Below are 15,349 nucleotides of genomic sequence, written 5' to 3'. Positions count from 1 at the left end.
TTTGACCCTGTAAGAAAGACTGAAAACTTTTTACGGGCTACATTTAAATCAAAATATCCAACCTCTTATAAAACCAATGTTTTTATAAAAAAGAAAATCGCCTAAATATTACTTTTTAGACGACCTCATTCCGTTTTAAAAAACCTACGTTTAAAACGCCCCTAATCGTATACTGGGTGTGCCTATGCTTACCCGGGTGTTTATACCACTTCTGTAATGGGGGCGGTGGTAGTATCTGTCGTGCCTGTAATAGTAAAACGAAGCATGGTTATAATAATGGTCGCTGTGGTGACAGTGGTGGTTGCAGTGCTCGTAATGCTCGGCGTAGGCATCCCGCTTTCCTTTTATATAGGCTTTATAAGCTTGTCTGTCTTTTTTCTTTAGGTTTTTCTCGTATGCCTTCTGTTCTTTCCAAAATTGCTCTTCTTCGGTTTTGGTTTCTGCGTTGAACTGTTGCTCGAATTTGGCGTCTTCCTCAGCACGTTTTTGATAATAGGTTTTTTTATCCATTTTAGTTTCGGTGACTGCGGCTTGCTCTTGCGCAAAACCTCCAAACGAAAATAAAAGGGCTAGAGTGAATAATGATGTTTTAAATATATTCATGACTTTTAGTTTATAATTATGTTGCCTTTATTGGCTTTCATAATTAAAACAACCAAAAGTTGTTTTACCCTACCTTAAAAATTGTTAAAAGACCTGAGTTCGATATCATAATTTATTTAGATGTTTTATTATTAGCAAGTTAATGTGGCGTGTCAGGTTGAGCAGAGTCGAAACCCAATTGAAATCCTAGTTTCTCAATACCTTTCGACTTTAGTTTATCTTGAGCGAAGCCGAAAGGCTCAAGGTGATAACGGTCAATTTTATTGGAACTATTGTAAACACTGAATTATTAAATCGAACTCAAGTTTGTTTTAAAAAAAAAGGCTGGCTTAAATATTTAAATCAACCTCGATATTTTTTGCTTTCGGTGTTTTTTAAAAATCGAATCCTAAGGAGAATTGCCAGACTCTATTTTGTGGGCTGCCTTCGTCGTAAATATCGCCCATACCTAAATGGTAACGAACACCCAAAGACACACCAGATTCGGTTTTAAAACCGGCACCGAAATTGAATCCCCAATCGAAATTGTTGGGTTCAAATTCTTGGGAGGTGTCAAATAGGTTAAAGTTGCTATCGAACTCTTCCTTGTGGGAAATCGCCAAGCCAATTTGCGGACCCGCTTCTAGATAGAAGGTGTTGGCAGGGTAGATTTTTAAAGATAGTGGCATGTTAATGTAATCTAGCTTCTGTGTGAAGGTGCCGCTGCCATCTTCTAATTCGTAACCTTGTTGTGAGTATAAAACCTCTATTTGCAACGCAACGGCTTCGGCAAGGAACGATTCACCATAGAAGCCCACGTGGAATCCGTGGCGTTGGCCGGTTTCGGTGTCGCCATCAAAACTTACGGCGGCCAAGTTGTAACCAAATTTTAATCCGGCGTTTCCTGTATTGCTGTTGCCGTCTTGTGCCATAGCACTAAATGAAATGGTTAAAATCGATAAAATTGATAAAAAATAGGTTTGCATAATTTATAATATTTAGGGTTTTTGTAAATTTTATTTTCCACCGTTAGCTTTTAAATCAGCTATGCATTCGGGACCTAATTGCGGTGCTGACCCAGAATTGACCATATTGCTTACGGCTGCACCAGATTCGGCTTCCCAATACATTAGGCAATCGCTGTTGTCGCAATGTTTGGGGTGCTCGTCGTCTTCATGGTCACTTTGTAAAGGCGCACCTAAGTTGGTAAGCCCTAAAATGTGCCCGAATTCATGGTTTATCACTGTGGTTTCTGAGGCGCTTCGGCTGGGTTCAACGGGGCTGTTGCTAAATTCCCTTAGGGTTTCTTCGTATATAACGAACGATGTATTCCAATAAGCAGATCCTAGCACCACATTGTTGCCGTCGTTTTTATCCGATTCACCGTCTACAAAAAGCGCCCAAACAGCAATGGTGTTTCCGTTGTTATATTTGGTGCGGTAGGTGTTTTCAATATCGGCAATATCATCAATACTCAGTTGGTCTATTCCCGGAGAAGGAATCTCTATTTTTTCAACCGAAATACCATTTGGTTTATGGGTTCTGGCTTCTAAAAAGGATACAAAATTGTTGATGGCCGCTTGTGTGGGCTCGAAACCTTTTACGTAGGCCAGTTGAATTTCCATACGGCTAAAGGTGTTGCTCGACAACAAGTCGTTTGAAGAGCTTCCCGTAGCTTGCTTATTGGCATTAACATTAATGGTGTCTTCTTGGTTTTCAGAATTTTGGTCTTTAGTGCAACCTTGAAGGAAACCAATTAAGGTTAGCAGTATAAGTGATATTTTTAAGGTTCGTAACATCTATTTTACAATTTTTTCAGCCTAAAATAGGATTTTAATTTTTAAAACAGCCGCTTTTATTAAAAGCGGCTGTTTTTACCATAACATACGTAGCAAATGCAAATCTAGTTTATATTTGGGCTAAAACTAAAGTTATGGCTGCATTTGTTGTACTTTGTAATTCTATTGAGTTTTCAGAATAACTGGTTACCTTCCAAGTGTGGTTTAACAATTCGAAACTGGCATTGCTTGAAAAGTTCAGTGTTAAGAATACTTCTGTTTCTGAAGCCACTTGGTAAGTACCTTCTACATCTTCTATAGTTGTGTTCACTGTGTTTTCGGCGGTACAGCTTAAATCGTTTGCAAAATCAATCGTGTAATCGGCGTAGGCGTTAGCGGTATCTACTCCTGCAGATACAAACGACTGTACTTTAAAAGCACCTTCAACTAAAATAGTTTCCAGGTTTTCGGCGTTTTCTTCGGCCTCTTCTTCCATGTCTTCATTGGCCACACATTCGTTGATTTTGGTTTGTAAATCCATATCGCTGGTAATTTCAACAACTGTGTTGCTTTCTCCGTTTAATGTAGCGGTAATCGGGTAGTTAACGGCAAATAATTGGTCGTTTCCAAAGTTGTTCATGTAGGTGTAAAGCTCTTGCTCAGACTCAATCACCACGCTTCCGGTTTGCTCGGCATTTAAACTGTAGGTTAAAATAGAGATAGGGAAATCAATTTCGAAGCAGTTAATAGCATCTTCGGCGTTTTCTTCAGCTTCCTCGCAAGCGTTCATTAAAGCGTCCAATTCAGCTTGGTTCGAAACTTGAACTTCGGTGTAGTTGCTCAACTTTACGGTTAATGGGAATTCAAAACTAATTACATCGTCGTCGTTAACAATTTCTCCCAAAATATTTAAAACCAAACTGTAATCTAGTTTGCTTAAAAGCGTGATTTCTGTACCGTTGATAGTTGCGGTGTATGGGAATAAAATTGAAGAACACGACATGCCATCAATAAAATCGTCAAAACTACCATCGTACATTGCAGAACGCTCTAAGTTGCTTGCCGTTGGCGAAGTTGCAGAGTTGGTGTTTGGGTTTTGCCCGTTTTCGCTGTCTATTTCATCTTGGCAAGACGTGAAACTGAATATTGAGGTTAATAAGATTGCGGTTAATAATTTAAAATTTTTCATGATAATCATTTTAGGTTTGTTTTCTCTTTCTGTAGTTAAGACAACTCATTTTCTGTTTACCCTACCCAAAAACTTATTTTTTTTCGAAATATAGTTATAAAGGTTGTTTTTGGGAAACAAAAAAACCGGCAGACCTTAATTGGCCTACCGGTTTTGAGGAATTGATAATAGCTAAGTGTTAAACTCGGTTAAGTACCAAAGTTATTGCCGCATTGGCAGAACTTTGAAGGGTAATGGAGTTTTGGGTGTAACTGGTTACTTCCCAAGAATGGTTAAGCAACTGCAGGGTAGCATTGCTGCTAAAGTTTATGTTTAAACTAACCTCGGTTTCTGCAGCAACTTCATAAATACCTTGAATATCGTTTGCTGTAGAGTCTGCCGTGTTTTGTGCCAAACAAGACATGTCGCCAGCAAAAGTAATGGTGTAGTCGGCAAAAGTATTGGCTTTATCTACGCTCGCTTCGATGAACGATTCTACTTTAAAAGCGCCTTCAACTAAAATGGACTCCACTTCTTCGGCATCCTCTTCGGCTTCTTCCATTTCATCTTCGGTAGCTAAGCACTCTGTAATTTTTGTGCTCAAATCCATGTCACTGCTAATCGTAACTTGTGTGTCGTTACTCATGGTTGCAGTAATAGGGTAGTTTACGGCAAAATAAGCATCCTCAAAGTCGTTCATGTAAGCATAAAGTTCTTGGTCAGACTCTAATACCACACTTCCGGTTTGCTCTAAGTTTAGGTTAAAAGTGAAAATGCTAATAGGATAATTGATATCTAAACAATTAATGGCATCTTCGGTTGCGTTTTCAGCTTGCTCGCATGCTGTCATTAAAGCATTGTACTCAATTTGATTAGAAATAGTAACTTCGGTGTGGTTACTCAATTTAACCGTTAATGGGAAATGCAATACTACGGTATCGTCGTCGTTATTGTATTCAGCCAAAATATCGGTTACAGTTTCGTAATCAGATTCGCTGGCAACGGTAACTTCGGTGCCGTTTACGGTCGCAGTAACAGGCAATAGGATAGATGAACACGAGGTGCCGTCTAAAAAATCATCAAAGTTACCTTTGTGCATTGACGAACGCTTTAGGTTACTGGCTGTTGGCGAAGTGGCCGAATTAGAGTTATCTGGATTTGGGTTAACATTGTCGTCGTTGTCTTGACAAGAGGTTAAAGTGAAACCAACTAAAAGTAAGGTTGCGGTAATAAATTTTAAAGTTTTCATAATTATTAATTTGGGTTAAATTTTCATTTTAATAGCACGCTTTGTGCTTTGTGACCTTAAGACAACCAAAAGTTTTTTTACCCTACCCTTTTTTAATTTTTTTTTTTAAAATGGTTTTTTTAAGGCTGAAAAAGAGCCGGTTGTTAAACTAAACCATAACTAAATAATTTTACTATACTTTTGTAATTACAATTGAACTTGATTAAGACCGATTAGACTATGACGAAAAGCGATGCCAAGCTTTGTGAAGAAGCCTACTTCAATGAGTTTTATTTAAAACACGTGCAGCACGCCAGTAATTTTGCTTATTATAAATGTGGCGATCAAGACAATGCCTTGGATTTGGTTCAGGATGCCTTTTCTAAAATTTGGGAGAATTGTGCTAAAATAGATTTCGCCAAGGCCAAAACCTATTTGTTCACTACGGTAAATAATTTGTTTTTAAATAAGGTAAAGCACAATAAAGTAGTTATGGAATACGCCAAAGCCTCGCCTTATATTGACGAAAATAACGAGAGTCCCGAGTATTTATTGGAGGAAGAGGAATTTAAAAAGAAATTGCAGGCTGCCATTTCATTGCTTTCTGATGCGCAGCGCGAGGTATTTTTAATGAACCGGATTGAAGGAAAAAAATACCGAGAAATAGCCGAATTGCTTGATGTTTCGCAAAAAGCCGTTGAAAAACGAATGAGTGGTGCACTTAAAATTTTACGTAAACACATTGAAAATATATAACTTAAGGTAGGGTAAAAGGACTTAAAGGTGTCTTGTTTGTACAAAGCATATAAAAATGAATAAGGAAAACGACATATTAAAATGGTTTAACGGCGAGATTTCTACCCAGGAAATCAAAAAGCGTTATCCAGAAGAAGACTTTTCGGCACTCGAAAAAGTGGGGTTTTATGCCAAGCAGTTCAGTGTGCCTAAAGTCGATGCCCAAAAAGCTTTGGAGCAATTTAAAAATCGAACGCACAAAAAAGCCGAGCCGAAGGTCATTCCGTTAAACTTTAAGTCGTTCTTAAAGGTGGCCGCCGTTTTGGTGGTGTTACTAACATCATCTTACTTTTTGTTCTTCAATAATACCAAATCGTTTGAAACCCAAATGGCACAAACCGAAGTACTCACCCTTCCAGATGAATCTGAAGTGATATTGAATGCTCAATCTAAATTGTCGTTCAATAAAAAACAATGGAAAAAGAATCGTACTTTGGATTTAGATGGTGAAGCGTTTTTTAAAGTGACCAAAGGCGAAACCTTTACCGTGCAAACTGAAGCTGGGAATATTCAAGTGTTGGGTACCCAATTCAACGTCAAAGAGCGCGAAAACTATTTTGAAGTGATGTGTTATGAGGGTTCTGTGAAAGTGACTTCAGATAAAAAGGAAACGATTTTAAAACCAGGAAAAACTTTTAGATTAGTAAACGGGAATGTTGTTGAGGTAGCCGATTTTAACGCCGAAACACCGTCTTGGATGGCCAAAGAATCCAGTTTTGATAATGTGCCGCTATGGCAAGTCATTGACGAATTGGAAATTCAGTACGACATCAGTATAGACGCCTCAAAAGTAGATGTTTCAAAAATCTTTTCGGGTACGTTTACGCATACCGATAAAAACATTGCATTGCAGTCTGTAACCATACCATTAAAATTAAGTTATAAAATAAATGGAAAGCAAGTAGAGTTGTATAACTATGCATCTGAATAATATTCAGGTTGAAACCGTCACTTCGAGTAATTTTCCTAAAGAAAATTGTATCGAGAAGTGTTTGTAATTAAGCATATCTTGGCACCATCTATGTTAAATAAAAAATGTCTCATTCTTTTTCTGCTTTTTATAAATTTTGCTTTTGGTTTTCAGCAGCAAAATAAGCTATCGTTGCTGGAGCTGTTTCCTGTTTTGGAGGCTAAGTTTGAAGTTAAATTTTCGTATTCAGAAACTGATGTAAAAGATGTTATTGTTGATGCTCCGCAAGAATCGGAGACCCTAAATCAAATTATAGACCGTTTAAACGCTGTTACCCATCTTAATTTTAAAATTCTCGACGCTCGCTACATTGCCGTAACAACTATCGACAAAAAGATAGCCGTTTGTGGACTGGTGATTTCGGGAGCTGATGGCCTGCCCTTAATGGGGGCGTCGGTGGTTGTTCAAAATGCCTCAAAAGGTACTATAACCAATATTGAAGGTGGATTTCGTTTGGATGACGTGGGGATAAATCAGCAAATCGTATTGTCTTATCTGGGGTACGAAACCATAGTTTTAAATGCAAAAGATTTACGGGAAGGCGATACCGCTTGTAAAACAATTGTGCTTAAAGAACAGAACGAAACGCTTAATCAGGTGGTGATTTCAAAATTTTTAACCACGGGTTTACAAAAGCGTTTGGATGGAAGCACCATTTTAAATACCGAAAAATTTGGGGTGTTGCCCGGACTTACAGAACCCGATGTGTTGCAGTCCATTCAAGCGCTTCCTGGAATTGAAAGTGTGAATGAAAGTATTGCCAATATCAATGTGCGGGGCGGTACCAACGACCAAAATTTAATACTTTGGGACGGTATAAAAATGTACCACTCAGGGCATTTCTTCGGACTCATTTCAGCCTACAACCCATATTTAACTAGTAAAGTGGAAGTGACCAAAAATGGAACATCTTCCGAGTTTAGCGATGGTGTTTCCAGTACCATTAATATGTTTACTAAAAATGAGATTGCTGAAACCATTTCGGGTGGTTTTGGGGCCAATTTAATTCATGCCGATGCGTATTTGGAAGTGCCCATTTCTAAAAAATTGGGATTGCATTTTTCTGGTCGTCGCTCGTTTACCGACGTGTTTAGTTCGCCCACTTACGATAATTATTTTAAGCGCAGTTTTCAGGATAGCGAACTCACCACCAATAGCGATAACATTAGTGAAAGTAACCGGTCGTCAGACTTTTTCTTTTACGATTACTCGGCAAAACTGCTGTTCGATTTAAACGATAACCATAAGTTTCGGGCGCATGTTATCAGCATTCATAATAATTTGGATTACAATGAAAGTTATGCCAATAATCAGGGTGAAACGGAGTCTAAAACCAGTAATTTGAAGCAGGATAATTTGGGTTTTGGTGGGAGTTGGAATGCCGTTTGGAATGATTCGTTTTCCACAGAGTTAACTTCATTTTACTCCAAATATAATGTCGATGCGATTGATTTTAGAATTGAAACCGACCAGCGACTCACACAAGCCAACGAAGTATTGGAAACCGGATTGAAGTTAAAAACGCTTCTGAAATTAAACAAATCGCTTAATTTATTGAATGGTTACCAGTTTAGTGAAATTGGTATTTTAAACGGAACGACCGTTAGCGCGCCATCTTATGAAAAAACTAAAAAAGACGTATTGCTTAACCACGCGCTGTTTAGTGAGCTGGAATTTAACAATAACCAAACCTATTTTAGATTAGGGCTACGCGGCAACTATTTTCAAAAATTCAGTAAATTCATTTTAGAGCCCCGATTGAATGTCCGCCAAAAACTAGGCAATCTATTCGCCTTAAAATTGCAGGGGGAATTTAAAAACCAGTCGGCCACACAGATTATCGATTTTCAGGATGACTTTTTGGGCGTTGAAAACCGGCGCTGGATTTTGGCCAACAACGGGTCCATTCCTATTTCAGAAAGTAAGCAAGGGTCGTTCGGTGTAGAGTTCAACCATAATAATTTAATGGTGGATGTTGAGGGCTTTTACAAATATGTCGATGGCATTACGGCATCAAACCAAGGGTTTTACAACAATTTTCAATATATCAATGCCTCGGGAAGCTATACGGCCAAAGGGGTTGAATTTTTAATTAATAAAACGGCTGATAGGTTCAGTACGTGGGTGAGTTATACCTATAGTGTTAACGATTACGAATTTAAAAATATTACGCCTTCGGTGTTTCCAAATAATGTCGATATCAGGCATTCAGTATCGATGGCGATTAATTATAATGTTTTCGAAGATTTCGAAGTGTCTACGGGTGGTATTTGGCGAACGGGCCAGCCCTATACCAAGCCTCTGGAAAGTAATGAAACCGTTCAGGACGGCAATAGTGTTATTGTTAATTACGACACGCCGAACGGTGAAAATCTCGACGACTTCATAAGATGGGATGCTTCTGTACGTTATCAATTTGAGATTACAAATGATATTGAAGGGACGGTTCGTGCGGGTGTTATTAATATTTTGAATAGAAAGAACAGCATCAATCGCTATTATGAGGTCGATCCCAATGATAGCGATTCGGCCATAATGGTCAATAATACTTCACTTGGATTAACACCAAACATCAGTTTAAGGGTTAAATTTTAACATAAAACATCGGTAAAAAACATATTTTTTCGATTAAATGTTGTTTTGTATCATTTTTTTCCTATATTCGTGAAACCAAATTTTAAAGAATGAAAAAGATTGCCTTATTAATGTTGTTTGGTTTTGTGGCTTTAACTTCAAAAGCTCAAGATATAGATGCTTTGTTTGCTTTTGGAGAGGAAAATGCAGAACGTTTTACAAATGATTATTTAAAACCTGGAACTAATGGTTTAATGCATAGTATGAATGCCAATTGGTTCAATACGGCAGATGCCAAACCGTTGGGTGGTTTTGAAATATCAATAATTGCAAATGCAGCAATGGTACAAGAGGAACATAAATCATTTTTGATGGATTTAGACCTGTATGAAACTGAAGATTTTACTGTTGAATTTGCCGATTCAAATGTTAGAGCTAGAAATGTGGCGAGTGTCTTGGGAGAAAATAATCCAGATATAGAGCTTATAATTACAGACAACGATAATCCTTTATTGAGTGAGCAAATAACCTTGCCTACAGGAATAGGAGACGCAAGTGCCAATTTATTGCCTACGGCTTTTATTCAAGGTGCTTTGGGGCTAAGTAAGGGAATCGAACTGAAAGCTAGGTTTGTTCCAAAGATTGATACAGATGAAGTGGCGTTGAGCATGTACGGTGTCGGTGTGCAATTTGAAATGACCAAGTGGTTGCCTGCCGATAAATATATGCCGGTGGCTATCTCTGGACTTGTAGCCTACACGCATTTAGATGGTTCTTATGATATAACTGAATCTTCTGGGGTTGATGGCGATAACCAACGCGTTGAAAGCAATACGAATACCATGTTGTTTCAGTTAATAGCTTCCACTAAGCTTCCCGTTATCAATTTTTATGGAGGTTTGGGCTATATCAAAGGAAAGTCAGAATCGGATGTTTTGGGAACCTATACGGTTACGGGAGGGCCATTTGTGAAAAGAACTTATGTAGACCCCTTTTCAGTTTCAAGTGAAGTGTCTTCGGTACGTGGCACCATAGGCACCAAATTGAAATTAGGGTTCTTTAGGCTCAATGCCGAATATCATTTATCGGAGTTTAATGCCTTTTCTGTAGGTGTAAACTTTGGATTTAGATAATTTAACATATATAAAAAATGAATTTATTTAGTTTTAGTTAGTTATATTTAATTTTTGTTTAAAAGTGCGGGATTTTGTCCCGCACTTTTTTATTAAAAAGGTTTTAATTCGTAATTTCGCATGGTTTGAATTGTGGGATGTTAGGTTTTTAAAATCAAAATTTCACAAATTGATAAATAATTAACAAGTAACTAAAAATAAACAAAAAATGAAAGTAACAGTAGTAGGTGCAGGAGCAGTTGGTGCCAGTTGTGCAGAGTATATTGCTATTAAAGATTTTGCATCGGAAGTGGTATTGTTAGACATCAAAGAAGGCTACGCCGAAGGTAAAGCGATGGACTTGATGCAATGTGCATCTTTAAACGGGTTTGATACCAAAATTACAGGTGTAACCAACGATTACAGCAAAACCGCAAACAGTGATATTTGTGTTATTACTTCTGGTATTCCACGTAAACCAGGAATGACTCGAGAAGAATTAATTGGTATTAACGCCGGTATTGTAAAATCTGTTGCTACAAGTTTACTTGAACATTCTCCAAACATGATCCTTATTGTGGTGAGTAACCCAATGGATACCATGACATATTTAGCACACAAATCGCTTGATATGCCTAAAAACCGAATCATTGGTATGGGTGGTGCGTTAGATTCTGCTCGTTTCAAGTATCGTTTGGCCGAAGCTTTAGGTGCGCCTATTAGCGATGTAGACGGTATGGTAATTGGTGGTCATAGCGACACCGGTATGGTGCCTCTAACCTCTCACGCTACTAGAAACAGTATTAAAGTTTCAGAATTTTTAAGCGAAGAGCGTTTAGAGCAAGTGGCTGCCGATACTAAAGTTGGTGGTGCTACATTGACGAAATTATTAGGAACTTCAGCTTGGTATGCTCCAGGTGCTGCAGTAAGCGGATTGGTTCAAGCTATTGCTTGCGACCAAAAGAAAATTTACCCATGTTCAACGTTCTTGGAAGGTGAATACGGATTGAATGACATCTGTATTGGTGTGCCAGTGGTTTTAGGTAAAAACGGTATTGAAGAAATTGTTGATATTCCACTAAGTGAAGCTGAAAAAGAACACATGAAATCTAGTGCCGAAGGGGTTAGAAAAACCAACGGATTGCTAGAGGTTTAGTATTCAGCACATTCAAAATATGATATTTTTTAAAGACTGTAGCAATACAGTCTTTATTTTTTTATATTTGGCGCATGATTGCAAGATGGTGCATTAGTATTTTTATTTTTTCGCTTACCTTATTTGGTGTGGTAAATCAGCAGCAAGCTGTATTGCCCAACCAAGAGGTGGTTTTGCAATTTAATGAGGGCGATTTGTCTTCAGATGAAGCCCAAGGCACCATTAATCTACTTAAACAGCAACTACAAAGCTTAGGGGCCAAAAACATTCAGGTTGATATCCTTGAAAATGGCAGCGTCAATATCGCTTACCACTGTACTTCAGATGTGGTAAGTATTAAAAATCGACTTTCTAAAGCACGCGGGTTAGCCCTCGATGTTAATCATAACACGCCTTCAAGTAGTCTTCCCATAAAAGGAGATAAGAATATTGATTACAATATCGATATTTTTGAAATCCATACCGATTACGGACAAAGTGGTGATTTAAACGGTAATTTGGTGCTTCAAATAGACACGAAAAGTGACCGATATTTAGAGCCTTGCAGTCTAATTTACAGTCCAGATGTTGTCGATAACCAAAATCTTGCTGTAAAACTAGCATTTGCGGTTTGTAAACATATCGAAATTGCCACAAAAGATATTCCGCATAAAATTCCCGAAGGTAGGGCAGGGCCTAGCTGTTCTTAAGGGATTTAAACATTCCTGTTACTCCGAAAATATTCATTTCAATAGCCGCCAAAATACGGGGCGTGGCTATAACTTTTATCAAAAAAATAAAATTTGTCGATGTTTGGGCTAAAACAATATATTTGCCCACCCTATTAGGGGATAAAATAAAATACATTAAATAACTCAAAAAATGCAAAATAAAGGATTAGTAAAATTATTTGCAGTTTTGTTTGGATTGGTCAGCCTTTACCAGCTGTCGTTCACCTTCAAAGCTAGCCAAGTTGAAAATGAGGCTGAAGAAATAGCCATCAACAAAATTCCAGAAACGGAAGACGATTACCGCGCCATGCGCAGCCAAGAAGAGGCCGATTATCTTCAATCGATTGCTACCGATACGGTTTATAATCTCGGTATCGCAAAATTCACTTACAATGAAGTGAAGCAAAAAGCCATGAACCTTGGCTTAGACTTAAAAGGTGGTATCAACGTGATTCTTCAGGTGTCTGTAAAAGACATCTTAAAAGGATTAGCAAACAATACCAACGACCCTGTGTTCAACAAAGCTTTGAAAGATGCTTCCGAGCTTCAAAAGAATAGCCAGAATACCTATTTACAGGATTTCTTCACGGCTTTCGATAAGATTAAAGGCGATACCAAATTGGCTTCACCAGATATTTTCTATACGAAAGAATTGGATGGGGAAATTGACGGCAGCATGAGCGACGATGAGGTGAAGAGCATCATCGAAACTAAAATCGACGAGTCTATTGTTTCTGCGTTCGAGGTATTGCGTAAGCGTATTGATGAGTTTGGTGTTACTTCACCGAACATCCAACGTCTAGGAACTTCAGGTCGTATCTTGGTAGAATTACCTGGTGTTAAGGATGTAGAAAGAGCCAAATCTTTACTACAAAGTACCGCCCAATTAGAGTTTTGGGATGCCTACAAAGGAGAAAAGTTTTACCAGTTTTTGGGTCAGGCCGATGCCGTGTTGAAAGATATTGTTGAGAATGAAACCAAAACAGCCGAAGTTGAAAGTCAAGATGAAGAAGACGCCCAAGACTCAGAAATTGATGATCTTTTAGGAGATAGCCAAACGGATTCAACAGCCGTTGATAACAATAACAATCCGTTAGGGAAATTAATTAGAGGCGTGGGGTACCAAGGTGGTCCAATCATCGCCAAATTTGAAATTAAGGACAAAGAAACCGTTCTTGATTATTTAAACCGTGATGAGGTAAGAGCTTTATTGCCAGCCGAAATGCGTTACACGAAATTTGTTTTCGGTAAGCCAGAAAAAAACAGCGAATTGGTTGATTTATACGGTTTAGTAGGTAACAGAGAAGATACTCCTCCATTGAGTGGAGCAGTAGTTACAGATGCTAGCAATGAATTTAGCCCCGTTGGAAACAAACCGGAAGTATCGATGCAAATGAACTCTAAAGGCGCTAAAATCTGGGAAGAAATGACCGGGAATGCGTATCAGCAAGGCAGCCAAATCGCTATTGTTTTAGATGATGTAGTGTACTCTGCTCCAGGGGTTACTTCTGGCCCAATTGCTGGTGGCCGCTCGTCTATATCGGGAGATTTTACATTAAATGAAGCTATCGATTTAGCCAACGTATTGCGTGCAGGTAAACTACCAGCTTCTGCAGATATTATCCAAAGTGAAGTTGTTGGTCCATCATTGGGTCAAGAGGCGATTGATAGCGGTACAACTTCATTCTTAATTGCATTGGCTTTAGTGTTGTTATGGATGATTTTCTACTACGGAAAAGCTGGTGCTTTTGCTGATGTGGCCATGCTATTGAACATCGTTTTAATTTTCGGTGTATTATCAGGTTTAGGAGCCGTGTTAACATTGCCAGGTATTGCGGGTATTGTATTGACTATTGGTATGTCGGTTGATGCGAACGTACTTATTTTCGAACGTATCCGAGAAGAGTTGGCGAAAGGCAAAGGGCAAATTGATTCTGTAAAAGACGGTTTCAGCAACGCCTTGTCTTCTATTTTAGATGCCAACATCACTACCGGTTTAACGGCATTGATTTTATTCGTGTTCGGTACAGGGCCAATTAAAGGTTTCGCAACTACCTTATTGATCGGTATTTTAACCTCGTTATTTACTGCTATTTTCATCACCAGATTATTGATTGATTGGCACGTAGATAGAGGAGGGAAATTAGATTTCGCTACTGGAATTACCAAAAACCTTTTCAGAAATATCAATATTGAATTCTTGAAAAAACGTAAAACGGCATACATCATTTCAGGTGTGCTTATTGTTTTAAGTTTAGGGTCGTTGTTTACTAACGGTTTAGATCAAGGTGTTGATTTTGTTGGAGGTAGAACCTACCAAGTGCGTTTTGCACAAGATATCAGTGCTGAAGAAATCACTAATTTACTGTCGCAACCCGATGTATTTGGTAGTGCCGATGCTAAAACCTTTGGTGATGCCAACCAGTTGAAAATCACCACAAAATACAAAGTAAACGAATCAGGTTCTGAAGTAGATGAAGAAATCAGAAGAAACCTTTACGATGCTTTAGTACCGCATTTAGAGGGCATCTCGTATGAGCAATTTATCGATTTAAACGACGAAAACAAACAAGTTGGTTTATTGGAGTCTTATAAAGTAACACCAACCATTGCCGATGATATTAAGCAAGCTTCTATTTGGGCTATTTTAGGATCGTTAATCGTGGTGTTCCTTTACATCTTATTCCGATTCAAAAAATGGCAATACTCATTGGGTGCGGTTGCTGCTGTATTCCACGATGTATTAATCGTATTGGGGGTATTCTCTATTACGTACAAGTTTATGCCATTCAACATGGAAATCAATCAGGCGTTTATTGCGGCTATACTAACGGTAATTGGTTATTCGTTAAACGATACCGTAGTAGTGTTCGATAGAATCCGTGAATTCTTTAACGAACATACCAACTGGCCGTTTAACCGTGTGGTAAATTCATCATTGAGCAGTACCTTAAGTAGAACCTTGAACACCTCGTTAACCACATTGGTGGTATTATTGGCCATCTTTATTTTTGGAGGTGATTCCATCCGCGGATTCATGTTCGCTTTAATTGTGGGTGTGGTTGTAGGTACCTATTCGTCGTTGTTTATCGCAACGCCGGTGATGTACGATACAGTAAGCAAATCTGAAGAAAAAAAGAAGAAAGACTAATAACTAACTAAAACGTTCTTCTTGATAAGCCTATCGATAATTGTCGATAGGCTTTTTTTATGTCGTTTTTGCGAAAGAAAGCCTGTACTGAGCGCAGACGAAGTAAGGCAAACTGTTGAATTATA

At 38.3% G+C, this 15,349-nt stretch carries 12 protein-coding genes; 7 read left to right on the top strand and 5 right to left on the bottom strand.

The genetic code is table 11. The annotated features are described in order from the left end of the window. Window positions 1-150 precede the first annotated feature (150 nt). The 5 genes from HC176_RS13715 to HC176_RS13695 all read right to left on the bottom strand — a co-directional run bounded on the left by HC176_RS13715 (window position 151) and on the right by HC176_RS13695 (window position 4,777). Window positions 151-603, bottom strand: coding sequence for a hypothetical protein (locus HC176_RS13715; RefSeq protein ID WP_167919228.1), 453 nt, complete (start codon window positions 601-603; stop codon window positions 151-153). 374 nt (window positions 604-977) lie between these two features. Then, entirely contained in the window at window positions 978-1,568 is a 591-nt protein-coding gene (locus tag HC176_RS13710; RefSeq protein ID WP_167919226.1) for a porin family protein, read from the bottom strand. A gap of 30 nt (window positions 1,569-1,598) precedes the next feature. Next, the gene (locus HC176_RS13705; protein WP_167919224.1) at window positions 1,599-2,381 is read right to left on the bottom strand and encodes a zinc metalloprotease; all 783 of its coding nucleotides are present in this window, start codon (window positions 2,379-2,381) and stop codon (window positions 1,599-1,601) included. 109 nt (window positions 2,382-2,490) lie between these two features. Continuing rightward, complete coding sequence (locus HC176_RS13700) at window positions 2,491-3,549, bottom strand: hypothetical protein (protein WP_167919222.1); 1,059 nt, start codon at window positions 3,547-3,549, stop codon at window positions 2,491-2,493. A 178-nt stretch (window positions 3,550-3,727) separates the two neighbouring features. Then, on the bottom strand, window positions 3,728-4,777 hold the full coding sequence (locus tag HC176_RS13695; RefSeq protein ID WP_167919220.1) for a hypothetical protein: 1,050 nt from the start codon (window positions 4,775-4,777) through the stop codon (window positions 3,728-3,730). A gap of 219 nt (window positions 4,778-4,996) precedes the next feature. Here HC176_RS13695 and HC176_RS13690 point away from each other — a divergent pair, with 219 nt between their 5' ends. From HC176_RS13690 to secDF, 7 genes are all read left to right on the top strand, one after another. Beyond that, on the top strand, window positions 4,997-5,512 hold the full coding sequence (locus HC176_RS13690; RefSeq protein ID WP_167919218.1) for an RNA polymerase sigma factor: 516 nt from the start codon (window positions 4,997-4,999) through the stop codon (window positions 5,510-5,512). A gap of 55 nt (window positions 5,513-5,567) precedes the next feature. Further along, the gene (locus tag HC176_RS13685) at window positions 5,568-6,482 is read left to right on the top strand and encodes a FecR family protein (protein ID WP_167919216.1); all 915 of its coding nucleotides are present in this window, start codon (window positions 5,568-5,570) and stop codon (window positions 6,480-6,482) included. Window positions 6,483-6,653: 171 nt separating this feature from the next. Then, on the top strand, window positions 6,654-9,116 hold the full coding sequence (locus HC176_RS13680) for a TonB-dependent receptor (protein ID WP_342448697.1): 2,463 nt from the start codon (window positions 6,654-6,656) through the stop codon (window positions 9,114-9,116). An 89-nt stretch (window positions 9,117-9,205) separates the two neighbouring features. Then, window positions 9,206-10,228 carry a DUF6588 family protein gene (locus HC176_RS13675; RefSeq protein ID WP_167919212.1) on the top strand — a complete coding sequence of 341 codons (1,023 nt, stop codon included), beginning with the start codon at window positions 9,206-9,208 and terminating at the stop codon, window positions 10,226-10,228. Between the two features lie 208 nt (window positions 10,229-10,436). Then, window positions 10,437-11,363 (top strand): malate dehydrogenase, encoded by a 927-nt coding sequence (gene mdh / locus HC176_RS13670; RefSeq protein ID WP_167919211.1) that lies wholly within the window; start codon window positions 10,437-10,439, stop codon window positions 11,361-11,363. Between the two features lie 74 nt (window positions 11,364-11,437). Next, window positions 11,438-12,052, top strand: a complete 615-nt coding sequence (locus HC176_RS13665) for a hypothetical protein (protein ID WP_167919209.1) — start codon at window positions 11,438-11,440, stop codon at window positions 12,050-12,052. 172 nt (window positions 12,053-12,224) lie between these two features. Then, a complete protein-coding gene (secDF, locus tag HC176_RS13660) occupies window positions 12,225-15,224 on the top strand; it encodes a protein translocase subunit SecDF (protein ID WP_167919207.1) in 3,000 nt (999 codons plus the stop codon). The last annotated feature ends 125 nt before the right edge of the window (window positions 15,225-15,349 follow it).

Source organism: Tamlana crocina, assembly GCF_012037625.1.
Note: the sequence above shows the minus strand (reverse complement) of the source record. Positions and strands in the feature narration are given on the sequence as shown.